Source organism: Hyphomonas chukchiensis (assembly GCF_000682695.1).
Lineage (GTDB): Bacteria > Pseudomonadota > Alphaproteobacteria > Caulobacterales > Hyphomonadaceae > Hyphomonas > Hyphomonas chukchiensis.
Genome location: NZ_AWFG01000020.1, coordinates 1 through 22930 on the forward strand (window position 1 = coordinate 1; position 22930 = coordinate 22930).

Genomic DNA, 22930 nt, shown 5'->3' on the forward strand with positions numbered 1-22930 from the left:
TCACCGAGATCGTGGTTGTCTCCATCGGCCCCCAGCAGGCCCAGGAAACCCTGCGCACATCGCTCGCCATGGGCGCTGACCGCGGCATCCTGATCAAGACCGACGCCACCGTCGAGCCGCTGGCCGTTGCCAAGCTGCTCGCCAAAGTGGTGGCCGAAGAGAGCCCGGAACTGGTCATCCTCGGCAAGCAGGCCATCGATGACGATAGCAACCAGACCGGCCAGATGCTGGCGGCGCTGCTCGACTGGCCGCAGGGCACCTTCGCCTACAAGCTCGAAAAAGACGGCGACAAGCTGAAGGTCACCCGCGAAGTCGATGGCGGCCTGCAGACCGTCTCGCTGGCCATGCCGGCCGTCGTGACGGTCGACCTGCGCCTCAACGAGCCGCGCTACGCCTCGCTGCCGAACATCATGAAGGCGAAGAAGAAGCCGATCGACGAGAAATCGCCGGAAGACTACGGCGTCGACATCTCGCCGCGCCTCACCGTCGTCACTGTCACCGAGCCGCCCGTGCGCCAGGCCGGTGAAAAGGTCGAGGACGTCGCCGCGCTGGTCGCCAAACTCAAGACTGCAGGAGCTGTATAATGGCCGTTCTCGTAATTGCTGAGCATCACCATGGCGGCCTGTCGGACGCGACCCACAAGGTCGTCACCGCGGCCGCTAAATTCGGCGGCGACGTCGACATCCTCGTCGCGGGCGAAAATGCCGGCGCCGTGGCCCCGGAAGCCGCCAAGGTGTCCGGCGTGCGCAAGGTGCTGAAGGCCGAAGGCGAAAGCCTGCGCAAGCAGACTGCCGAAGCCATGGAAGCCCTCGTCGTGCCGCTGATGGCGAACTATGACGCCGTCTTCATCGCCGCGTCGACCACCGGCAAGAACATTGCGCCGCGCATCGCCGCCAAGCTTGACGTCATGCAGCTCTCCGAAATCATCGACGTTATCGACCAGAGCACGTTCGTGCGTCCGATCTATGCGGGCAACGCGATCATGACGGTCAAGTCCGCCGACGCCAAGAAAGTCATCACCGTGCGCGGCACGGCTTTCCCGGCCGCCGGCAATGACGGCTCGGCCTCGATCGAGGATGCTGCGGCGCCGTCCGGCCCGTTCAAGTCTGAATTCGTGTCCGAAGAAATGGTGAAATCGGATCGCCCCGAACTCACCGGTGCCAAGCGCGTCGTCTCCGGCGGCCGCGCCCTCGGCTCGTCCGAAGAGTTCAACCGCCTCATCGTGCCGCTCGCTGACAAGCTCGGCGCCGCTGTCGGTGCCTCGCGCGCCGCCGTCGATGCGGGCTACGCGCCCAACGACTACCAGGTCGGCCAGACCGGCAAGATCGTTGCGCCCGAGCTCTACATCGCCGTCGGCATTTCCGGCGCGATCCAGCACCTCGCCGGCATGAAGGATTCCAAGATCATCGTCGCGATCAACAAGGACGAGGAAGCCCCGATCTTCCAGGTCGCCGATTACGGTCTCGTGGCAGACCTCTTCAACGCCGTTCCGGAACTGACCGACGCCCTCTAGGCGCCTGATACACAACGCATTTCGAATTCTGCCCCCTAACCCAGCGCGACCATGAAGCAACCGCCAACGACCGCGCTAACGTAAATCACCGAACCGGAACATCGACTACAGGGATAGAAAATGACTGAGACCAACAGACAATGGATCTATGCTCGTCCGGTGACCGGTCAACTGGTTGCAGAAAATTTCTCGTACCGCGAAATTCCCATCATTGACCCGAAGCAGGGTCAAGTGCTTGTGCGAAATCGCCTTGTATCGACGGATCCGGCTAATCGCACTTACTTTGTTATGCAAAACTATCGCCCAAAACTGGACCCCGGTGACGTAATGGCAGGCTTCGCAATCGGCGAAGTCGTCGCATCCCGCGATCGGCGCTTTCGCATTGGAGATGTGATTCACGGCGACCTGGGCTGGCAGGATTATGCGATCGTCAATAGTTATGAGCGCTCTGAGTATGTCTATAAATGTTCGCTTGGCTATAGCGATGAAGAGTTGATCGGAATCCTCGGCGTGACCGGCCTGACGGCATATTTTGGCCTCCAGGAGGTTGGTCGCTTGAACGCAGGAGAAACTGTGGTTGTGGGCGGCGCAACAGGCGCATGCGGTGCTATTATCGGTCAACTCGCAAAGCTCGCAGGTTGTCGCGTCATTGGTTTTGGTGGAGGTTCCGAAAAGTGTCGGTGGCTCGTTGAGGAACTCGGATTTGACGCTGCTGTGGACTATAAAGGCAACGATCCGGCGACAGATTTGGCACTCAATTGCCCGGATGGCGTCGATTTCTTCTCCGACGCGGTTGGGGGCATCGTGACGCAGTCAACGATACCGTTGATGAAACCCGGAGCCAGATGGTATCATTACGGCAACGTCTCGACATATGACAGCGCGACCCTCGATGCGCCTGTAGATCTTGGCAAGGCAATGACGCCGACCCTTCGCAAGATTTGCGACGATCGCAACTTGCATCCAAGGTTTCTTCTCGTATTTGACTACTATTGCCAGCGATTGCGCGCGGAGGGAGAATTGGCGGCGCTATTGAAAGCGGGAAAGATCAAGGCTCCAACAACAATTGTGGAGGGATTCGAAAAACTTCCGGATACGCTCATCAATGGAACCCTGAGAGGTAATCGGTACGGCAAGCTCAACGTGCGCCTTTGAATGTGACATCAAGACCGATCAGTCGGACCGCTTCGTCCGGAAAACGGACAAAAAGTCTGCGAGCACCTGCCGGATTCGTGTTCCTGGCCAATTGAGAGAGACGTCTTCTTCGATCCCCGAGTGAGAGCGGAAAGGTGTTTTCAATGAAGAAGATCAGCGCGAACCACGTGCTACGGATTTTGTACTGATTAGTGAATCTGCCAAAATATCGGGCTGCGAAAGAAACGGCGAGTGATCACAATCCAGATAGGCAACGCTAGTGCATGGCAACCTGTCAACCATCAGTTCTTGATGACTGAGAGGGATCGCATTGTCTTGCGTACAGTGAATATAGTGACGCGGTAACCGCCCCCACCGATCCGGGCTATGTCTGACCTTTCCCAGGAGCGGTCGCAATGATTGGGCAACTAAATGCGTGGCGGCAATCTTAATGTCATCTGATGAGCAGGTATTGTATAAATACTTTTCTATGTGCTCGTATTTCAAAGATGATCGCCCTCGTAACAAATCTATTGTGGCGGCCTCACTCATATCATTGTTGCCGTGCTTTCGCGCCTCCCCGATGATACGTTCACCAGAGCGGAGCAAAAATGCCGCGACATAAATCAATGAGGAATAATGATTTGGTTCTGCCTCCGCAGCAGCAGAGATAATCGCTCCTCCCATTGAATGCCCCACGACATGAACCTCGCCGTCGAGCTTTGCTGCCGCTTCGTTCACGGCCGCAGCGTAGCGTCCAAGCGATATATCCCAGCCCGGGCGATCCTCCGGACCATGGCCGGGTAACGTGATAGAAACGGCCGCCGATCCGCGCCTGTCGAGGGCCTCGACCAATGGATCCCAGCACCAGGCCCCATGCCATGCACCGTGTACCAGCAGAAATGTCAAATTGAGCACCTCGTTGAATGACAGGTTGTCAGCCGTCCTTGGCGTCTGTCATTGCCTTCACCAAGTCCTGACAGAATCCGCTTTTGCGGTGTTCACGAAACCGGGGGACGTCCAGCACCTGGTCTCTGCTAAACGCCGGACTCGGCAACGAACTTTATCGGGATTGCTTTCGGTCCGGTGATGAAAAGAGAGGGTATCATCCTGGGCGTCCCGTTTAGTTCCACTGATTTCAGTCTCGGAAGAAGTTCTTCAAAAAGAACGCGCATTTCGAGTTTCGCGAGATGCATGCCGAGACAGATATGCGGACCGGAACCGAATGACACATGAGGATTGGGCGTCCGGTCAACGCGGAAGGCGTCCGGATCGTCATACACTGCCTCATCCCTGTTGCCGGAACCGTAACAAAGCATAATCCAGTCGCCTTTGGACAGATGCCTCCCGGCAACCTCTACATCTTCAACTGCGGATCTCATAAAGCTCTTGATTGGCGTTGCCCAGCGAATGGCTTCATCAACGAGCTGCGGAATCAAAGACGGATCAGCCTTTACCTTTTGAAACTGATCAGGATTTCCCGCCAATTGCGACATGGCAATTGCTGTCGATGTGGACGTCGTATCGTGTCCTGCGGTTGCCACGGTAATATAGTAGCCCATCTCGGCGTGTTCCGGGATCGGCTTTCCGTCGACCTTTGCGTTGGCAATCACGCTACTTAGGTCATCACGTGGATTGGCGCGCCGGTCCTTGCTGAGATTTCGAAAGTACGCGTGAAACCCTTCGACGGTCTTGCTAAGGTATTCAGCCTGTTCTTCTGCGCTGAGCACCTTGCCTGCGCCGGAGACTTCTGGATCTTGAGCGCCGAACAGCTCCTGCGTCAATTTCAGCATTATCGGCTCATCCTCCACGGGTACGCCGAAAATGCTCATTATGACCCGAAGCGGGTAATTCAATGCGACTTCCGTCAGAAAGTCACATTCTCCTCCGGTCGAAAGCATCTTGTCGGCGAATTCGCGTGCGATCTCCCTTACCCGATCTTCCAGTTTCCGTACGGATTGCGGCATGAAATAGCTTTGCGCAATAAAGCGATACTTCACGTGGTCCGGCGGGTCCATCGACACGAGAGAATGGACGAGGTGGGGACTACCACCGGTGATTTCGCGAATACGTTCGTCGCTCCCCTTGTCCATGAAAGAGAATTGAGTGTCCCCTGAATGGAAAAGGTCGTTCTTCAGACTGATATAGCGAATGTCTACCGCCCGCGTGACGACCCAGAAATGATCGAAACCCTCAGCAACCGCAAGGCCGAGCGGATTGTGTTTCCGAAGCCACTTGTAGGTGTCCAAAATCTTGCCATCCGCATATGCTTGCGGGTCGACCAGAGTTGAGACCTTGTCATTCGGGATACGGACCGAATTTGGCTCCGATGTTCCAAGCATATTACACTCCCCTTCTGCGCACTTCCCTGGTCGCGGAGGACGCACAGCGGTCAACAACAAAGGGCGCTGATCGCTCAGCCTCCTGCCGACAATACCGACCCCGGATCGCGAAAAAGAAGTCTGCTGGACTGCGGCAACACACTCGCGATCCCCGACTGAACAACAGGCGTATGCCCATGACGTAGCGAGCGCACCTGTATTAGACTATGATACTCACGCGCCCCTGAGGTCGCAGATTGTCTATGTCGAGCATGCTGCGTTTCGAAACGATGCGAACTTGACCCTCAATTTTACGAAGCACGTAATAATGACGGCCGACAAAAGTATGGGTCACATTGTTTTTGGTACGATAAGTCACGAAATACGACGTGACCTTCACGCCGTCAGCGTCTGCACCGAGGATGCGGACATTGGTGACGGTATGCAGCGTCTTGGAACGCGGCCATTCGGAGTGCGCCTGCTTGCTGTTCAAACGCTTTACGCGGTGACCCAGACGGAAATAGTCATCCGCAATGTAGAAAAGCGCTTCGGCCGAATCTGCGTCATCCGGAGCGCCCGCAGTGGGAACTTCATAGCTTGCCCCCTCGATGAAAAGAGCAAACCATTCGTCAAGCTGCCAGCCATCCAGCAGCGCAGCCTCGTGATAGAGAAAATCCTCGTATTCGCTGCGGCTCAGTACAGGCTCTACTGAAATTGAGCCTTCCTTTGTCATCACTTTGCTCATTATTGATCCTCCATCCGGCGTGCCCATTCCCGCCAGAAACAGCGCATCTGTTCCTCATCGAAATTCGTCGGCTTGTCTTTGAGGAGCCCTCTGGAGATATCGTTCCAGGGCGCGTACTTCGCATTCCCGTACCCGCGATGCGCACTCTCCAGCGCTTCCACATCATCCGGCGTCGCGAACCCGCCTGGTCCCAGGAATTCGAGGAAATTGTCGAGCCGGCGTTTTCTATGAGTTCTCGGCTCACCGATCGGCGCCAGCGCCCATGCGTTGACGTGAATGAGACCGGATGAAACCGGATAGAAAGTTCTGATCGTGATGGCCATGATATCATTGATCACGAGATTGGGGAAAATGCCCATGTTACGGTCGGCGTCGGCGATCCTGTGCGCTTTCTCGGCCCCAAGGCGCTGCTCAAGCTCTTCCCGCATCACGCGAATGTCCGCTGCGCCTTCTTCTCCCCAGGCCGGGATGGTTCTTGCAATAGGACGCCCCCAAGGAGCCTTGCCTTCAATCACCGCGTGACCGTTCTTCAGGTCAATAGCGCGCGACTCCACTTTGGCCGCTGACAGATCGTCATTGGCGGCGCCGCCAATATAGTCAGACAGGTAGTCAAAATAGGTCGCGTGCGTGTCTTCAGCATGATAGCCATCATAGCTGTTTTCCATCAGGAGCTTCCAGTTGGCATTGATACTGTATTCCTGCCCGCCCCCGACGACTTCCATGCCATTTGGCGACTGATCGGCCACGAGATCAATGATCTCCTTCGAATCAGCCAGGTACTCTTCCACGCTGACAGCCCGCTCATCGAAATTCACAAAATAGAAACCGCGATACTCTTCGAGCCTCGGCACCCGAACGAGATCGACCGACCCGTCCTTGCCAAAGTCTTCCGGGTAGAACCCCTCCCCCATTCGCGTGGCAAACTTGCCATTATTGTTGAATGCCCAACCATGATAGAAACACTTGAAGCCGAGTGCGCTGCCGCACTTTTCCCGGGCCACCATGGCACCCCTGTGAGGGCATACATTAAAGAACGCGTTGTAAGTGCCCTTCCGGTCGCGATTGAAGATGAGTTCGCGCCCGGCAACATTCCTGGTCAGATAATCGTTGGCTTGTTTTAGTTCGGACGCGTGGCCCAGATAGAGCCAGCAATTTTCGAAAATGCGCTCGCGCTCCTTTTCAAGAACCTCCTCACTTACAAAGGCTTCGCGAGCGACTTTGAAAACGCCCTTGTTCCGATCCTCAACAACCCACGTACCGGTCTTTTCAGGAACTGCCTTCAGCAACGTCACCATACTTCTTCTCCCTAATCGCTTCAGGCCGGGCACTCGCAGGTACCGTACCTCTCTCCGCGCACCACGCTGTGCGCGGCACCGCCAAATCGTTGAGAACAGGCTAACTAAAACATGCGCTTTATGCAAATTGTTTTCAGATTGACGGCCTTGGAGCAGGTATCGCCTCTCAACCGCGGTCAATTTGATATTGCCGCGCATGCTCCCAGAACAGCAATGCCGCTGGACGTTGCTCGCGCCGGCGCCTCAGCACGGTCAGCTGCGTCGCGAGGCCGAGCCCGGGGATCGGCTTCGACGCCAGGCGGCCTTTTCCGGCCAGGTATCCGCACCAGGGCTCGATGTCGAACCAGCCGAGGTCAACACAAATAGTGCGCGTAAGCCATGCGTGCCTCACGAGCGAAAACACGTCCGCTTCGGGCGGCCGCACCAGCTCAGCCCCGGCACCCACCAGCGCTCGCGCTACTGTTTCAGCGAGGGCGACCCCGTGAAGCCTGTTGATGGTTGCGACGGGAACCCCCATCAGATCGGCGCCATGGAGCGCCTTCGCGGAGCTCAGCGATTGCTCTTCCGGTACCAGGAGCTTCACCGGTCGGCTGCGAATGACCAATCGCTCGAGGTCCTCGTCCCGTCCCGGTCCGTCCATCTCACTTGATTGCGGTTCGATAACGACTGCCAGGTCAATGTCATCCTCGCGCAACGCATCGAATATCCGCACATGGCCGAGGGCGAGAATCTCTACGTTCGCTTGCGCATGCGCTTGCAGAAACGTGTCCGTCAGCCGCGTGCGCACAGGAAAGAATACGGAGTGAGGCTGGACCGCCAGTCTCAACGCGTTGGTCCGGATCTCCTCAGCCTTCTGATGCAGCCACTCGGTTTCGAGTACGATTCTCCGGGCGTTGGCAATAAATGCGCGCCCCTCCTTGGTAAGATCAACCCGGCGGCTTGTACGATCAAAGAGATCAAACCCGAGCTGGCGCTCCATTTCCCGGATACTGGCCGACAAGGCTGGCTGCGAGACGTTCAGCGCATTCGCCGCCTTGGTGAAAGACCCTACCTCGGCAATTTTCAGGAATGCCCGAAATGGGGATGCCTTAAGGTCCACTTGCACGCCCATACGTCAGGTTCAATTGGGCACATCTATAAGCATTCTGGATTGATTGTGAAGCGATTTCCGATTCGACTCGGCCATCACCATAATGGCACCCTGCCCGATGTTGCGCCGAAATAGGAGAGAAGCCATGTGGTCGTTTCAAACTGACCCGGATTTCCAATCAGAACTGGATTGGATCAGAAAATTTGTCGATTCCGAAGTCGAACCATTGGATTCAATCCTTGGCAGCCAATGGAATATCCACGACGCGCGTTTCAAACGATTTGTTCGGCCCCTGCAGGAGCAGGTCAAAGAGCGCGGGCTTTGGGCGTGTCATCTGGGGTCAGAACTCGGCGGAAAGGGCTATGGTCAGCTCAAGCTGGCACTTATGAACGAACAATTCGGACGTTCCCGGTTCGGCCCGATCGTATTCGGCGCCCAGGCGCCGGATACCGGAAATTCCGAAATTCTGGCACATTACGGCACGCCGGAGCAGAAGGAACGCTTCTTAAGCCCTCTCCTGAACAATGATATCGTGTCCTGCTTCGCAATGACCGAGCCTCACGGCGGTTCAGATCCTCTCCTGCTGAAGACACGGGCGGTTGCCGAGGGTGACGAATGGGTCATCAGCGGGGAAAAGTGGTTTGCATCCAATGCGCGCTTTGCAGCCTTTTTCATTGTCATGGCGGTGACAGACCCCGACGCGAAAAATCCCTATCGAAGCATGTCCATGTTCATCGTTCCCGCTGATACACCGGGCATTGAGTTTGTGCGCGATTACACCTATTTCGGCCAAGCCGAACCCGAACATGCGCACCTGAGATTCAATGATGTGCGCGTCCCCAAAGACCATATGCTCGGAGAGAACGGTGATGCCTTTGCCGTGGCCCAGGTTCGGCTGGGCGGCGGCCGCTTGCACCATGCGATGCGGGCCCTTGCCGAGGCAACAAAATGCCTCGATCTGACATGCCAGCGCGTGGCGTCACGCTTTACCAAAGGCGAACGCCTGTCGGAAAAGCAGATGGTTCAGGAAAGGCTGGCAGATTGCTGGATACAACTTCGCCAGTTCAGGCTTCTGACACTCGAGGCAGCCTGGCTGGCGGACGAATCGAAAGACTGGAAAGCGATCAAACAGAATATTGCTGCTGTAAAAGTCATGATGCCCAAAGTCCTGCATGATGTTTCGTCGACTGCCCTCCACCTGCACGGATCCCTGGGCCTGTCGACCGAAATGCCGTTTTCATACCATCTCATGAATAGCTACATGATCGGTCTTGCGGATGGCCCGACCGAAGTCCACAAACTCACCGTGGCCAAGGAAATGCTGCGCGATGTCGAGCCATCGCAGGATCAGTTCCCTGAATATATCCACCACAGGGCCAAAGCGCAGGCAGACCTCAAATATCCTGCTGACTGAAACGATTGATGCAACACGCGCCGGTGTCGTGCCGGTATAGGCATCCGCTTCCGCCTCCGGAGCGGTGCAGACGAAAGGAGTGATCCAGCATGGATTATACGATAGATTTTGAAGGCAAGACGGCCCTGGTTGTCGGCGGCACGAGCGGCATTGGGAATGCAACTGCCCAGGCGTTCCGTTCGAAAGGCGCAGACGTCTTTGTCTGGGGCACGCGGCCGTCCGCGACAGACTATGATGACGAAGCGACATCCGATCTCAAGGGCCTCCACTATGCGTGCATGGACGTCAGCCAGTCCGACAAGGTCGAGGCCTATGCACCCCCTTTCTCAAAACTGGACATTCTTGTCCTTTGCCAGGGCCTCGTCCTCTACGGACGCAAGGAATTCGAGATCGATGGTTTCAGGCGCGTACTTGACGTCAACCTGACCAGCTTGATGAGCTGCGCGATGAAGTTCCGCGAACAGCTTGCCCAGAACGGCGGTTCACTTATCATTGTAAGCTCATCGGCCGCCTTCCACGCCACGCGCGGCAACCCTGCCTATAATGCTTCCAAAGCCGGCGCGCTGGGGCTTACCCGCACTCTTGGCCAGGCCTGGGCCGCTGACGGGATTCGCGTGAACGGCATCGCGCCCGGGTTTGTGCCAACGCGCATGACGCGTGTAACGACTGAAAACGAATCGCGAGCCGAAGCAGCGAAATCCAACATTCCCCTGGGGCGGTTTGGTACGCCCGAGGAAATGGCGGCCATCGCCCTCTTTCTTGCCTCGCCGATGGGTGGCTACATTGTTGGCCAGACGCTATTGGCCGACGGCGGCATGTTGCTCTGAGTGCTGACAGAATGGACACACAAACAGACAAGACGGGCATCCAGATTGATCGGCTTGCCGAATGGATGGATTCACGCGGCCTCGGCAGCGGACCGATCGAAGACGTAACTCTTCTTGCAGGCGGCACTCAAAACCTGATCACCCGATTTCAGCGTCTGGACAGGCAGTATGTTTTGCGGCGCCCCTCTCTGAACCCAAGGCCCGAAGCCAACAAGACAATGATGCGGGAGGCGCAGGTTCTTGCCGCGCTCGCGGGCAGTGACGTTCCCCACCCTGCGCTCATGGCGACTTGCAGCGACGAAAGCGTACTCGGTGCCTGCTTCTACCTCATGGAACCCATCTCGGGCTTCAATGCCGTGAACGGCATGCCGGAACCGCACCGGTCCGATCCGGCCATGCGGCGACGCATGGGCTTTTCGCTGGTGGACGGCGCCGCTGCGCTGGCTCGCCTAGACTATCTCGCCGTGGGGCTAGAGGGATTTGGGAGGCCTGAGAACTTTCTCGAACGGCAAGTCTCTCGATGGCAGGAGCAACTTTCGTCATACGCACGCCAAGCGGGGTGGCCAGGCCCTGAGAGCCTGGAAGGTGTCGAGCCATTGTCCGAATACCTGTCAACCCATATCCCTTCAGGCTATCAGCCCGGCATACTGCATGGCGACTACCAGTTGGCGAATGTCATGTACCGGTATGACAGCCCGAAACTCGCAGCGATCGTGGACTGGGAATTGTCGACGATAGGTGATCCGTTGCTGGATCTTGCCTGGATTGTCGCCACATGGCGCGGCTACGCTCCCGAACTTCCAGTCTTGCAAGTTGAACCCTGGGACGGATTTCCGCAAGTTGATGAACTGATCGCGCACTATGCAGACCAGTCGGACCGGGACCTCTCGGGTTTCAATTGGTATGTCGTTCTGGCGTGTTTCAAACTCGGAATCATCCTTGAAGGAACCCACGCTCGCGCATGTACCGGGAAGGCCCCACGCGAAACGGGTGATCAACTTCACGCTGCCGCAGTCGCACTGATGCAGCGCGGACTTGTCTGGTCGCAACGCCGCGTCTGGCTGTGAATCACGGCTTGTCGCCAGTCTCCTCAGCGGACTGAACGTAATACGCAGATTTTATGTGGATCCGAACAGGACGTGTGCTCACCCCCTCGGCACATCCCGCAAGCGGAATGACAGCAGAGTGCATTTAAGAATTTTCAATGCAGACACTTGACGTCTAGCCGTGTTTCCATTTACAAAAGCTTATTGATAATGGAATTCTTTTCTAAATAATGGAATTATTGGCCAATTGTCGACCAGGGAGTCTCCGCATCATATCGCAAGGAATATTGAGGTGTATCACACCGGATTCAAGAATTGCCTATGGTCGCTGAGCTGCCTCACTAAAGGTCTCATGAAACCGCCAGCCACACTGCAGCGACTCACAAAATGTTAGGGTTTCGATGTCAGCCATTAGGTCGTTAGGTGATTTCGAGCACCGGGCACGCAATCGTCTTCCGCGCTCAGTGTTCGGATATGTCGGCACAGGGATCGAGGACGACAGGGCTTCCAGACGCAATCTCGAGTCCTTTGATTGCTGGGCCTTTCGTCCGCGGGTGCTCGCCGGCGCTCTGGTCCCTGACCTGACCACCACCATATTCGGGCACACCTATGCTGCCCCCTTCGGCATCGCCCCTATGGGCGGCGCAGCGCTAGGCTGTTTTCGCGGAGACCAGGTTTTGGCGGCTGGAGCTGCGGCGGAAGGTCTGCCCATGCTGCTTAGCGGCGCCTCGTCAACACCTATGGAGGCTATTCCGCCTCTGGGCGGAGCGCCTTGGTTTCAGGCATATATGCCGGCCGACAGGACAAGAGCCGCAGCGCTTGTTCGCCGTGTCTGGGCGGCCGGTTTCAAAGTCCTGGTCGTGACCGTGGACGTACCGGTGATGAGCAACCGCAGTCACTATGAACGCCTCGGCTTTTCATTGCCCTTGCGTCCGTCCATTCGCCTCGCCCTTGACGGCATTCGTCATCCCAGATGGCTTCTCGACGTGCTCATGCGAACACTGCTGAGCGATGGGGTGCCCCACTACGAGAACTTAGGACCCAAGCGTGGAGGCCCGCTCATGGGTGGCTCACCCGTCTCCCGCCAACGCGCGCAACTAGGCTGGGATGATGTCGCTGCCGTCAGAGCCCTATGGCCGGGCCATCTCGTCCTCAAGGGTCTCTTGCACCCCGCAGATGCCGAGCGCGCACGACAGGAAGGTATCGACGGAATCATTGCGTCCAATCATGGAGGCCGGCAGCTCGACAGCGCCGCGACCGCGCTGGAAGCATTGCCTGGAATGGTGGCGGCTGCGCCAGACATTCCGATGATGATGGACGGTGGAATCCGGCGTGGCTCAGATATTCTCAAGGCAATGGCGCTAGGTGCACGGCTGATTTTTGTCGGCCGGCCTTTCTACTACGCCATGGCACTGGCGCGAACGAACGGCGTGCGGCATGCAGCCCGGCTCCTGAAAGACGAGCTACACCGCGACCTTGCCATGCTGGGCTGTCAAAAAGCGACCGGACTGGATCCCGACTTACTGGTCCGCATATGCCAGGAGCGCGCGCAATGAGTCCACCGGAGTTCAACCTGTCGCTGACCCCAACCCCACCGGTCCGTTCGATTGCCGACGAACGCGCGCACCGCAAACAACGCCTTGCCGGCGCGTGCCGAGCCTTCGCGCATAACGGTTTTGACCGTGGTCTGGCCGGTCATGTCACCGCCCGGGATCCGGGGCGCCCTGACTGCTTCTGGGTCAATCCGATAGGAGTTCCTTTAAGTCATATGCGGGCCTCCTGGCTCCTGCTCGTCCACGAGAATGGTGAGGTCCTCGAAGGGGAACGTCCGCTCGCTCCGGCGGCCTTTGCCATACACTCTGTCATCCACAGAATGCGGCCGGACGTGGTGGCCGCGGTGCACATGCATTCAGTCTATGGCCGCGCTTTCTCGACCCTCGGCAAGCTGATCGATCCACTGACTCAGGATGCTTGCGCGTTCTATGAGGATCATGTCCTTTTCGACTCCTACGCCGGACCGGTGTTTGAAATCGATGAGAGCGAGCGGATTGCCAGAACCCTCGGGGGCGCCAAGGCAGCGATCCTCAAGAGCCATGGCCTTCTGACTGTGGGACAGAGCGTCGAAGAAGCAGCCTGGTGGTTCATCTCCATGGATGATGTCTGTCGCGTGCAACTATTGGCCGAAGCCGCCGGAAAACCACAGCCAATCGATCCCGCAACTGCGCGCCGCACCGCCGAAGTTAATGGATCTCCCTATGCAGGGCGGGTTGTCTTCGAGATGCTCTTCGAGAAACTTGCTGGCGAACAGCCGGACCTGCTCGATTGAGTCCCTTGGCATCTGCCCATTTTCACCTCGTCAGTTGAATTCCGCGACCGAATTGACGAGCGGATTTTACAGTAGCCCTGATCTCTTTCACAGGCTCAACGACGCGTACGACATTCACCGGCTCTGACGTTATCGAGCCCCGAAGCAGAAACGACCTGGAGAATTCCGCATGCGTGATCCGGTCGAGAATCTCGGCTCCACTGTCCGTAATCCATGCGTTAGCGCGACGTTTGCAGGGATCTTAATAGGACTTTGGCCATCGCTCTAAAGTGCGGGATCGGCTTGATCTCGGAGCGATGACAGAACGCACGGGTGACCTGGTTGCCATCTGAATTGAAGACATTCACACGATCGAAACTCCGAGCTTATGTTTCAGATCGCGTCTCCTGTGCCTGATGCTTTCAGGAATCAATGTTGAACCTTGAACAGACACGATTCGAGCGACCCCGGCAGTCATGTCCTGACATGTTAAGGCGAGTTCACCACACCATATGCCGAAGCCACGGCAGAACCCGTTCGCCCCCTTTGCAGGCCATCAGGCCTGCTTCGTTCCTGTAGAAGGTGAGCACATTCGGTCTTTGTGTTCGTCCGCACTATTGAGGAATGATTTGCGCATGCATACCCTCCCTGGAATCCGGCATTTCGGAGCCATCAGACCGAACCCTGTTGGCCTGTAGAATATACGCGATGACATCCCGGTAAGCATCTTCGCCCAACGAGTTCGGGGCTGCTGGGGGCATGGTGTGTAGTACTCTCTCGTAGAGATCGAGAATAGGCTTTCCGCGCCAGTGCTGCCGAAAATTCCCTCCCGTAAGCGGCGGGCCGAATTCGCCATTGTTGAGGCTATCACCATGACATTGGGAACATGATTCTCGAAATATGTTACGTCCACGGCCTGCTTGCTCCACGGTGTACGAGACAACTGTATCAGGACTTTCCGTCGGCAAGGGATCAGCGTGGGCAGCAACCGACAGGACGATACCACAGATCATGCCCAATGCCATCGCGGATCGCTGTCGATAAGTGCGCGTGAAGCTGTCGAATCCCCGAAAAATATTTCCCATCAATTCATTCTCATGTCGGTTCAGAACGATTCCTGTGCTGCACACTATTGATTTTCCCCAACTGAAAAGACCCACAGTGTGGCGCTTGCTGTGGGAGGATTGCGAACTTCCGGCAGCATTCCAGCGAATGCCCCTTCAAACGTGGTTCCCGACCCAGTCATCACGGCGACAAACTGCTTGCCATTCGCCTCGTATGTTACGGGCAGCGAGTTGACTGCCGCCGAAAGCCTCGTCTCCCAGAGCACGTCACCGGTCTCGCTCTGCATAGCGCGAAACCGCCGATCCAGGGATCCGCCGAAGACAATGCCGCCAGCTGTTGCGAGTGCCCCTGCCCCCTGTGGCGCTCGCTCCCTATAGCGCCACTGGCTCTTCATCGCGGAAAAACTGTAGGCTTCGAACCTGCCAATCCTTCCATCGCTATTCGGCGTCGGCGAGAAGATGTAGGTGCTTCCCGCTCCACCGTTATACTTTTCCCCCGGCTCCAATGGCGCCGCGACCGCGACCGCGCAATGCTCATTCATTGGCACGTACAGCATCTCGGTGCGGGGATCGTAGGATGTTGCCGGCCAATTGCGCGCTCCACCAGGTCCCGGACAATAAGACAGTTTGGAGTCCAGCGACTGAGGCCATCTGCTTTCGTCGATGAATTTCTCCCCCGTTCCCGGGTCGATCGATTTGATGATATTCTGGATGCCTAGATCATTCGCCGCAAGAAACTCTCCCGTCGCGGCATCAAGAAGTTCGACGATTCCCAGTTTGCCGATCGTAGCCACAGCCTTTCGTTTTTCTCCGTCGACGGTCAGTGGAATGACAAGGCGCTCAAACGCGTAGTCGAGATCCCAGGTGTCGTTGGGAAGATGCTGATAAAACCAGGCAAGCTTTCCCGTGTCTGGATTGAGCGCCAGGGTGGAGTTCGTAAATAGCAAACCTGTCTGAGAACCGCCAGTTTCCGTTCCCCTTTGAACTGCGTTATAGGGTGTTGCCTGCCCAGTCCCGTAGAAGACGAGATTCAGCTCGGGATCGTAAGTGCCCGGCATCCAGACTGACCCGCCGCGACGCTCCTCCAGTGGCAGTCCCGCCCAGCTCTCGCCTCCGGGCTCTCCCGGCTTTGCAACTGTATAGAAGCGCCATAGCTCATGTCCGGTTTCTGCTTCATAGCCGGCGATATAACATCCGCCTGGCTGGTTGCGAACGCAGCCGCTCAAGCCCGCGACGATTTTACCGTTCGCCACGATCGGGCCTCCGGAGAAATGGTAGTTCTGTTCTGCCGATGCTACAGGCTGGTCCCATACAACCTTGCCAGTGCGCACATTCAAAGCCACCAGATGTTCATCTTCCGTGGCGATGATGAGCTTGTCCTCGTAAATCGCCATGGATTTCTTGCCGCGAAATCGACCGCTATCCTTGCGAGTCGCGCGGTTATTGTCCCACAGCAGGTCGCCCGTAGCCGCATCGAGGGCTTGCACCCGATCGCCAAAATTCTGAACGAACAGCACGCCGTCGTGGATGATGGGTGTCGAGACATTGGGTCCAGCTTCCATGGACCACGACCACGCCAGTTGTAACTCAGACGCAGTGTCTCGATTAACTTGTTCAAGCGGACTGAACCCCCAGCCATTCTGCGTCCTCCGCCAGTTAAGCCAATCGCCCGGAGACGGCTCCTCCAGCATAGCGTCCGTGACCGGCGTCAGTTGCGACAGCAGGCGCTCCCGCTGGCGTGCGATGCTGCCAGCATAAGCATCGGCTTCGCCGGCGCAGACATAATATGGACAGTCGGAAGGAGCCTGCGCGCGGGCGCCCTCAAAGGGAGCTAAAATCGAGATGAGTGCCAGGGCGGCGCAGGCTGAAACCTTCATTGTCTTCCTCCTTCTGCGAGCCGGTCTCAAGGCCAGCCTAGCCAATTAATTATGTGTGGAAGGCAGCAGCAAAGTGACGCCTACCCCCACCCTTTTTTGTACGACGATCTTGTCGTACGTCAAGGAGTCGATGGCGCCACATCCGAGTCCATGCCGACGGGACTCTCGGATCCGCGGGCCAGGTCCGACATAATTGGAAACACCTATCTCGTCGCAAACGCGCTGACGGATTTGCATTTGAGCCAGGTCGACTGGATCCACATCCCTTCGAGCGAAACACGCATTCTCTCCATGCCCGCCAGCGGCAGTTTCGGAACGTGCGTACCAGAGCGTGCTCTAGCCGCGCCGGTTATCATGTCGCCAGCGCCATAAAGCAGAATCACCTGACACGCCTGGGTAAAGGCAGTCCAAAAATTGTGTGGCCGGAGATGTTCATTGTGTCCCTGAGCCGGTGACAACCCACTTTTTCTCCCGATCTCGCCTTGCATGATTTACCGTGCAACAGTCTCCATGCCAAAACTTCCAGATTCCCCTCGTATCAGCGAGGCGCAAGAACCAGTGCTGGCTCCTTCATTGCAGCCTGAACTGTTCAGTGATAGCGGCATTGAATGCGCATTCGGTCGGCTCTTCAGGCCGTGTGACTCCGGCCTCGGACGTCATTTTCGGAGGCAGATCGTGGGAGGTAATACACCCACATCCAAGCGCTCAGATATTCAGCTTAATGACAGAACCGACTTCAGTATCCGATCAAGTTTCCCATCAAGCTGACGATAAGCGACCGCCCCCTGATCAAGCGACATCCGATGTGTAACAACGCTTTCCGGCGTCAAGCGCTTTGCTTGTACCAAGGGTATCAGCTCGGGCCAGTAAAGCGGCACTGACGTCGTACCCACTCTAAATGTCAAACCCTTGCTAAAGGCATATCGATTCGGGAAGGCCACATGCTTAAGCCGGCTTCCCCCAATGGCCGCAACAGACCCCATTCTGCGTGCGAGCCTGATGGCGAGCTTGATCGTTTGTTCTGTTCCAACGATCTCGATTACAGAATCTACCATTAGCCCTTTCGTCGCCTCTTCGATAAGCGCCACGGCGTCGTCGGGCGCAAACGCCTGTGCTCCGATCTGCTCGGCAAAGAGTCGCCGATCCGGATTTGGTTCTACCACGAAGACGCGACTCGCTCCGAGCACAAAACTGCAAAGCACTGCGAGTTGCCCGATGGGTCCCGCCCCAATGATTGCGACCGTACCGCCAGGACTTACGTCAGCGCTTTTGCAGCCGAACCAGGCGGTTGGCAGGGCATCCGTCAACATGAGCGCCTGAACCAAACTCACACCCTCCGGAATCAGTGCCGTATTGAAATCGCCTGCGGGCACACGCACACCCTGAGCTTGGCATCCCCCCAGTCCCGTCCCGACACCAAAAACGTTCTGCTTGCCATCAAGACAGTTTCTGGTGTCTCCCCTCACACAGCGCAAACATGCCCCACACCCCGGAGCCGCAGAGATCATGACGCGATCACCGACCTTGCGATTGAATACGCCGCGGCCAATTTCAACAATTTCTCCGACTGCTTCGTGACCGACGCAATACCCTGTGCCCGGAACAAATCCTTCTCCGTGAAAAATATGAAGATCACTGCCGCAGATCGCGCAAAGTTCGACTTTTACAATGACGTCCTGATCGTCAATCAAGCTCGGATCCGACACGTCTTCCAATTCTATCGTATATGCACCACGATAAACCAAAGCTTTCAAAGCTGTTCTCCCTCAAGGCAGTCTCGCCTATAGTCTGCGGTCACCAAGGACCTTTATTGTCCTACATTTTTGTTGTCTTTTATTAGCACTGTTAACGGTCGTAACGCAATCGTCGGAACGGTTGGGCGTCTTGTGCGGACCAGGTCGTATCGAAGGTTTGCCAGTAGCTACGCAGACGTCCGCAAGTGACATTACTTCCGAACGGATTCGCAAAGGGCTCTCACCGACACAGATGATGGCGATCGCTCGCTGCAAGCGCACCGCGTGATCTGTCTGCAACTGGTCATCGGCCTGCACGCTGTCTCACGAATTCAATAAACCAGTCCAGTGCGGCAGGCTTGGCCATTGCATCACGACTTGCGGCTTTGTCGACATCCATTCCCATGACCAACTTGCGGATCGGAATTTCCATTTTCTTTCCAGTCAGCGTGTAGGGAATTTCGGGGACAGCATGAATTTCATCTGGCACGTGCCGGGGACTGGCATCGACTCGTAACCGTGAGACGATTTCTTTCCTCAACGCGTCGGTCAAAGTCGTATTGGCATCCAATGAGACGAAGAGAGGCATATAAAAGCCTCCACCATCAGTCTCCACACAAATGATGAGACTATCTTTCACGCCCGAAACCCGCTCCAGCACCCGGTAGATCTCAGCAGTGCCTATGCGCACGCCAAACCGATTGAGCGTGGAATCCGACCGTCCATATACATAGACACCTCCCCGGCAATTTATTTTGGCAAGGTCGCCATGTCGCCAAATGCCTGGAAACGTACCGAAGTAACTTTCATAATATCGAGAGCGACTATCGTCCCCCCAGAAGCCGAGTGGCGCTGTAGGAAATGGCCGCGTGACGACCAACTCACCTACTTCGTCCAGAATTGAACGACCACCTTCGTTCCAGACCTCCATCGCGATCCCTAGACCACGACACTGGATTTCGCCGGCGTAAACTGGTTGTATGGGGAGACCGACAGCCAATCCGCTGCACAGGTCAGTGCCCCCCGATTGTGAATTCACCCAGAAATCTTCGGCTACATTTTCGTAGAACCACTGAAAGGTTTCCGGAGTGGCAGGCGCACCGCCAAGAAGCACCATGTCCATTGCCGACAGATCAAAAGATTTACCCGGCCTGACACCTGCCTTTTTCATATTGTCGACAAGTGTCGGACTTGCGCCAAAGCAGGTCGTCCTAGTATCGGAGGCCAGCCGCCACAGCATGTCAACTCCACCGTGAACCGGACTACCATCATAAAGGACTGCCGAGGCACCTGTGATCAGTGCAGAGATCACCGAGTTCCACATCATCCAGCCTGTCGTAGTGTAGAAGAACATGCGCTTTGAGGGACCAAGATTGCAATGAAGCGCCATGACCTTAAGGTGCTCGGCAATCATGCCTGCGTGGCCGTGGACAATCGCTTTTGGCAATCCTGTCGTCCCTGAAGAATACAATACCCAAAGCGGATGATCTGCTGGAACACGTTCATATTGGAAAGTCTCCCGCATGACCGGGGGGCCCTCAATCATCGCATCGAAGGAAATGATTTCGGCATCGGTCGACAGAGCGCATCCGAAACCCATATAGTCGAACCACACAACATGTTTGAGGTGATCAAGGGCATTCACGATCGCCGAGACGTCGTCTCGGCGATCAAACACCTTCCCGTTGAAGCTATATCCATCGGACACGAACGCGAGCTTTGGTTCAATTTGACTGAACCGGTCCACAACCGTCTTGTGGCCGAATTCCGGAGCGGCCGATGACCATACCGCGCCAATTGCAACTGTGGCGAGCATTGCGATGACCGCTTCGGGCGTATTGGGCATATATGACACGATCCGATCACCCGGGATGATGCCCATTGCGCGCATTTTTGTCGCGAGTTTCCGGACCCGTCCACCGAGATCCTGCCAGCTCATTTGCGCGATCGGTCTGATTTCACTTGAGTGGCAAAGAGCCGTTTCGCCGGGTTCAGCCTTTGCTTCGTGCCTCAAGACATGCTCGGCATAGTTAGTGTGTGTCCCGACGAACCACTTTGCATCGAATATGCCTTCACCGATCACGACACTCTCGGGACGTTCGTCAGAGATTATGTCAAAATATTCCCAAATTGCGCTCCAGAATCCTTCAAGGTCGTCAACCGACCAAGTCCAAAGTGCGTTGTAGTCGGGGAAGGAATAGCCGCGTTCCAGTGCGAGCCACCGCATGAACCTTGTCAGCTCGGCTGCTTCAACTCTTTCAGCCGAGGGGGACCAGAGCCGGTCTCCCTCCCTCACACCTGACGTTACATTCCCATTGCCTACACGGTCAGTCATCTGAATATCCTGCTAATAGTTATTACTTTTGTGCCCCGACAAAACTGGAACTCTCTGCCTGATTTGTTCATTCATGACGTTCGGCCTGTCGATCTCCTCAGCTACATTCAGATCATCGGCTCCAGAAGTACTTGGCCAACGGATTCCGCAGTGATCCCCTATCGAAGTTACAATTCCCCTGTCTGCATCTTGACACATCGACGGCTAAAACGCTAGCGTTTAGAACGCTATTCCACATTTGGGAATACCTAACCAAAAAACTTAGAGGAAGCCAGTATGAATGCGTTCGGCGCCTGGGAAATGCCAGAGGAATACCGGTTGCTTCGGGACAATGTTCGGCGATTCATGGCGGAAGATGTCCGAACGGCTGAAGACCAGGTCGAGCACGATGCATACAAGCTCCCCCCTCACCTTTTGAACCCTCTCCAGGACAAGGCCAGGGCGATGGGATTGTGGGCACTTGGCACGCCTGAACAATATGGAGGAGCCGGATTGAATGCGCTCGGCTACGCCGTCGTTGCAGAAGAGGCCGCCCGGTGCAGAATGGGTTCATATGTCTGGGCAGCGGGTGCGTTCGGAATGGATCCCCCTGAGATTATCTGGGCCGGTACGGCCGAACAGATAAATGAATATGGAATTCCAAGCGTCAAAGGTGACAGGAAAGGGTATTTTGCAATCAGCGAGCCTTCGGGAGGATCGGATCCAGCGCGCGCGATTCAAGCGCGAGCCATCCGTGATGGTGACGACTATATTCTGAATGGCACCAAAACCTGGATAACTGCGGCAGGAATAAGCGATTGGGGCATCGTGTTCGCCAGGACCGGTAAGCCGGGAGATCGGGGCGGCATTTCAGCCTTTATTGTCGACAGCGACAATCCGGGCGTCAGCTTCCGGGAAATCGACGTGATACGGTCGTATTCCCCATGGGAAGTTTTCTTCACGGACTGCAGAATTCCAAGTTCCAAGCGCATTGGCGAAGAAGGCGAGGGTTTCAAGATACTATCGCGCTTTCTTGGTATAAATCGAATTCCCTATACGGCCAATTGTATCGGGACCGCACAGTATGCTCTGGAACTTGCAATCGACTGGGCAAAATCGCGAACCGTATTCGGCTCCACACTGGCAGAAAAACAAGCCATCCAATGGATGATTGCGGACAGTGAAATGGAACTTCAGGCTGCCAGAATGCTTGTTTATCAGGCCGCCTGGGCACTCGATATGGGAAAACCCTTTCAGGTCGAAAGCTCCATTGCCAAAGTGACGGGAACGGAAACCGCCGGACGGGTTGTGGATCGCTGTATACAGATCTTTGGCGGCATGGGCGTTACGCACGAATTGCCTCTTGAGCGTTGGCATCGTGAACTTCGGATAAAAAGAATTGGCGAAGGACCTTCCGAAGTTCATCGAATGGTCGTAGCGCGTCACCTGCTTGGAACAAAGGCATAGACCATGGCCATCGACTTCGAACTCAATGATGAGGGTATCGCCGTCATTACCATCAATCGTCCAGAGCGCATGAACGCCATGGATGAAGAACACTATCAGGGCCTGTCAAATGCATGGACCCGCGTGCGTGATGACGACGATATCCGGGTGGCAATCATTACCGGAGCAGGCGACAAATCGTTTACCTCCGGCGCCGATATTAAGACGTACTTGACCAAGGCACGTCCGTGGAGTGACGTGTGGCGAACCCAGGTCGACCAGTTGCTGAATCGCGGACTGGAAGTGTGGAAACCCGTCATTTCCGCAATTAACGGCTATTGTCTCGGCGGAGGCGTGACCTTGATGCTTGCAACGGACATCCGGGTTGCGTGCGAAAGCGCGACATTCAGTGTTTCCGAAGTCAAGCGCGGGGTCATCGCAGCGAACGGGGGCACACAGCGGATTATCAGTCAGCTTCCCTACCCCATTGCGATGGAAATGCTGCTGACCGGCGACGGAATTTCGGCCCAGACAGCTGAACGCTGGGGCTTGATCAACAAGGTCGTTCCGACATCTGCTGACGTCTTGCCGGCGGCTAGGGAGTACGCGCGGCGTATTGCGGTGAACGCGCCGCTCGCTGTGCAGGCCTCGAAGGAACTAGCGCTGCGCTCGCGCGACGTTCCGCTGGCAGTCGGCTTACGATTTGAACAATTGATCGGAAAGTTGCTCTCGCAGACGGATGACTCCCGGGAAGGAGCGGCAGCCTTTTCGGAGAAACGTCCTCCACATTTCAAATCGCGATAGGA

The 22930-nt window shown here is 56.3% G+C and carries 19 protein-coding genes; 10 read left to right on the forward strand and 9 right to left on the reverse strand.

The annotated features are described in order from the left end of the window. The 3 genes from HY30_RS08760 to HY30_RS08770 form a co-directional block, all read left to right on the forward strand. A partial coding sequence (locus HY30_RS08760) for an electron transfer flavoprotein subunit beta/FixA family protein (RefSeq protein WP_034739230.1) occupies window positions 1-584 on the forward strand: 584 nt, incomplete at its 5' end. Then, complete coding sequence (locus tag HY30_RS08765) at window positions 584-1513, forward strand: electron transfer flavoprotein subunit alpha/FixB family protein (RefSeq protein ID WP_034739232.1); 930 nt, start codon at window positions 584-586, stop codon at window positions 1511-1513. The genes HY30_RS08760 and HY30_RS08765, both read left to right, overlap by 1 nt. 120 nt (window positions 1514-1633) lie before the next feature. Next, complete coding sequence (locus HY30_RS08770) at window positions 1634-2668, forward strand: MDR family NADP-dependent oxidoreductase (RefSeq protein WP_034739233.1); 1035 nt, start codon at window positions 1634-1636, stop codon at window positions 2666-2668. Between the two features lie 153 nt (window positions 2669-2821). Here HY30_RS08770 and HY30_RS19685 read toward each other — a convergent pair whose 3' ends face one another. The 5 genes from HY30_RS19685 to HY30_RS08790 form a co-directional block, all read right to left on the reverse strand. Then, entirely contained in the window at window positions 2822-3556 is a 735-nt protein-coding gene (locus HY30_RS19685) for an alpha/beta fold hydrolase (protein ID WP_162176915.1), read from the reverse strand. 128 nt (window positions 3557-3684) lie between these two features. Next, on the reverse strand, window positions 3685-4989 hold the full coding sequence (locus HY30_RS08775) for a cytochrome P450 (RefSeq protein ID WP_051615176.1): 1305 nt from the start codon (window positions 4987-4989) through the stop codon (window positions 3685-3687). A gap of 199 nt (window positions 4990-5188) precedes the next feature. Next, a complete protein-coding gene (locus HY30_RS08780) occupies window positions 5189-5713 on the reverse strand; it encodes an aromatic-ring-hydroxylating dioxygenase subunit beta (RefSeq protein WP_051615178.1) in 525 nt (174 codons plus the stop codon). Next, window positions 5713-7206, reverse strand: a complete 1494-nt coding sequence (locus HY30_RS08785; RefSeq protein ID WP_206741443.1) for an aromatic ring-hydroxylating oxygenase subunit alpha — start codon at window positions 7204-7206, stop codon at window positions 5713-5715. Before HY30_RS08785 ends, HY30_RS08780 begins: the two co-directional genes overlap by 1 nt. Further along, on the reverse strand, window positions 7175-8119 hold the full coding sequence (locus tag HY30_RS08790; protein ID WP_034739238.1) for a LysR family transcriptional regulator: 945 nt from the start codon (window positions 8117-8119) through the stop codon (window positions 7175-7177). The genes HY30_RS08785 and HY30_RS08790 overlap by 32 nt, the downstream gene beginning before the upstream one ends. An 82-nt stretch (window positions 8120-8201) precedes the next feature. Here HY30_RS08790 and HY30_RS08795 point away from each other — a divergent pair, with 82 nt between their 5' ends. The 5 genes from HY30_RS08795 (at window position 8202) to HY30_RS08815 (ending at window position 13711) form a co-directional block, all read left to right on the forward strand. Beyond that, on the forward strand, window positions 8202-9512 hold the full coding sequence (locus HY30_RS08795; protein ID WP_206741444.1) for an acyl-CoA dehydrogenase family protein: 1311 nt from the start codon (window positions 8202-8204) through the stop codon (window positions 9510-9512). Between the two features lie 89 nt (window positions 9513-9601). Further along, the gene (locus tag HY30_RS08800; RefSeq protein WP_034739243.1) at window positions 9602-10339 is read left to right on the forward strand and encodes an SDR family NAD(P)-dependent oxidoreductase; all 738 of its coding nucleotides are present in this window, start codon (window positions 9602-9604) and stop codon (window positions 10337-10339) included. 11 nt (window positions 10340-10350) lie between these two features. Then, entirely contained in the window at window positions 10351-11406 is a 1056-nt protein-coding gene (locus HY30_RS08805; protein ID WP_034739246.1) for a phosphotransferase family protein, read from the forward strand. A gap of 380 nt (window positions 11407-11786) precedes the next feature. Then, window positions 11787-12941, forward strand: a complete 1155-nt coding sequence (locus tag HY30_RS08810) for an alpha-hydroxy acid oxidase (RefSeq protein ID WP_081812139.1) — start codon at window positions 11787-11789, stop codon at window positions 12939-12941. Continuing rightward, complete coding sequence (locus HY30_RS08815) at window positions 12938-13711, forward strand: class II aldolase/adducin family protein (RefSeq protein WP_051615180.1); 774 nt, start codon at window positions 12938-12940, stop codon at window positions 13709-13711. The genes HY30_RS08810 and HY30_RS08815 overlap by 4 nt, the downstream gene beginning before the upstream one ends. Before the next feature lie 593 nt (window positions 13712-14304). On the opposite strand, the gene HY30_RS20675 is transcribed toward HY30_RS08815, so the two are convergent. The 4 genes from HY30_RS20675 to HY30_RS08835 form a co-directional block, all read right to left on the reverse strand. Continuing rightward, complete coding sequence (locus HY30_RS20675; protein WP_081812141.1) at window positions 14305-14775, reverse strand: c-type cytochrome; 471 nt, start codon at window positions 14773-14775, stop codon at window positions 14305-14307. A gap of 44 nt (window positions 14776-14819) precedes the next feature. Beyond that, window positions 14820-16631, reverse strand: coding sequence for a pyrroloquinoline quinone-dependent dehydrogenase (locus HY30_RS08820; protein ID WP_051615182.1), 1812 nt, complete (start codon window positions 16629-16631; stop codon window positions 14820-14822). 713 nt (window positions 16632-17344) lie between these two features. Next, entirely contained in the window at window positions 17345-18385 is a 1041-nt protein-coding gene (locus tag HY30_RS08830) for an alcohol dehydrogenase catalytic domain-containing protein (protein WP_034739250.1), read from the reverse strand. A 283-nt stretch (window positions 18386-18668) separates the two neighbouring features. Further along, on the reverse strand, window positions 18669-20699 hold the full coding sequence (locus tag HY30_RS08835; protein WP_051615184.1) for an acetoacetate--CoA ligase: 2031 nt from the start codon (window positions 20697-20699) through the stop codon (window positions 18669-18671). 276 nt (window positions 20700-20975) lie between these two features. Here HY30_RS08835 and HY30_RS08840 point away from each other — a divergent pair, with 276 nt between their 5' ends. Continuing rightward, window positions 20976-22145, forward strand: coding sequence for an acyl-CoA dehydrogenase family protein (locus HY30_RS08840; protein WP_034739252.1), 1170 nt, complete (start codon window positions 20976-20978; stop codon window positions 22143-22145). A gap of 3 nt (window positions 22146-22148) precedes the next feature. After that, window positions 22149-22928, forward strand: coding sequence for an enoyl-CoA hydratase/isomerase family protein (locus HY30_RS08845; protein ID WP_034739254.1), 780 nt, complete (start codon window positions 22149-22151; stop codon window positions 22926-22928). Window positions 22929-22930: the final 2 nt, after the last annotated feature.

Excerpts from the sequence above, each read along its gene's own strand:
- HY30_RS08810 (WP_081812139.1), top strand. The coding sequence starts at position 11,787 with ATGTCAGCCATTAGGTCGTTAGGTGATTTCGAGCACCGGGCACGCAAT.
- HY30_RS08775 (WP_051615176.1), bottom strand. The coding sequence starts at position 4,989 with ATGCTTGGAACATCGGAGCCAAATTCGGTCCGTATCCCGAATGACAAG.
- HY30_RS08845 (WP_034739254.1), top strand. The coding sequence starts at position 22,149 with ATGGCCATCGACTTCGAACTCAATGATGAGGGTATCGCCGTCATTACC.
- HY30_RS08800 (WP_034739243.1), top strand. The coding sequence starts at position 9,602 with ATGGATTATACGATAGATTTTGAAGGCAAGACGGCCCTGGTTGTCGGC.
- HY30_RS08840 (WP_034739252.1), top strand. The coding sequence starts at position 20,976 with ATGAATGCGTTCGGCGCCTGGGAAATGCCAGAGGAATACCGGTTGCTT.
- HY30_RS08815 (WP_051615180.1), top strand. The coding sequence starts at position 12,938 with ATGAGTCCACCGGAGTTCAACCTGTCGCTGACCCCAACCCCACCGGTC.
- HY30_RS20675 (WP_081812141.1), bottom strand. The coding sequence starts at position 14,775 with ATGGGAAATATTTTTCGGGGATTCGACAGCTTCACGCGCACTTATCGA.
- HY30_RS08780 (WP_051615178.1), bottom strand. The coding sequence starts at position 5,713 with ATGAGCAAAGTGATGACAAAGGAAGGCTCAATTTCAGTAGAGCCTGTA.
- HY30_RS08820 (WP_051615182.1), bottom strand. The coding sequence starts at position 16,631 with ATGAAGGTTTCAGCCTGCGCCGCCCTGGCACTCATCTCGATTTTAGCT.
- HY30_RS08790 (WP_034739238.1), bottom strand. The coding sequence starts at position 8,119 with ATGGGCGTGCAAGTGGACCTTAAGGCATCCCCATTTCGGGCATTCCTG.
- HY30_RS08785 (WP_206741443.1), bottom strand. The coding sequence starts at position 7,206 with ATGCGCGGCAATATCAAATTGACCGCGGTTGAGAGGCGATACCTGCTC.
- HY30_RS08765 (WP_034739232.1), top strand. The coding sequence starts at position 584 with ATGGCCGTTCTCGTAATTGCTGAGCATCACCATGGCGGCCTGTCGGAC.
- HY30_RS08805 (WP_034739246.1), top strand. The coding sequence starts at position 10,351 with ATGGACACACAAACAGACAAGACGGGCATCCAGATTGATCGGCTTGCC.
- HY30_RS08795 (WP_206741444.1), top strand. The coding sequence starts at position 8,202 with ATGGCACCCTGCCCGATGTTGCGCCGAAATAGGAGAGAAGCCATGTGG.
- HY30_RS08770 (WP_034739233.1), top strand. The coding sequence starts at position 1,634 with ATGACTGAGACCAACAGACAATGGATCTATGCTCGTCCGGTGACCGGT.
- HY30_RS08835 (WP_051615184.1), bottom strand. The coding sequence starts at position 20,699 with ATGACTGACCGTGTAGGCAATGGGAATGTAACGTCAGGTGTGAGGGAG.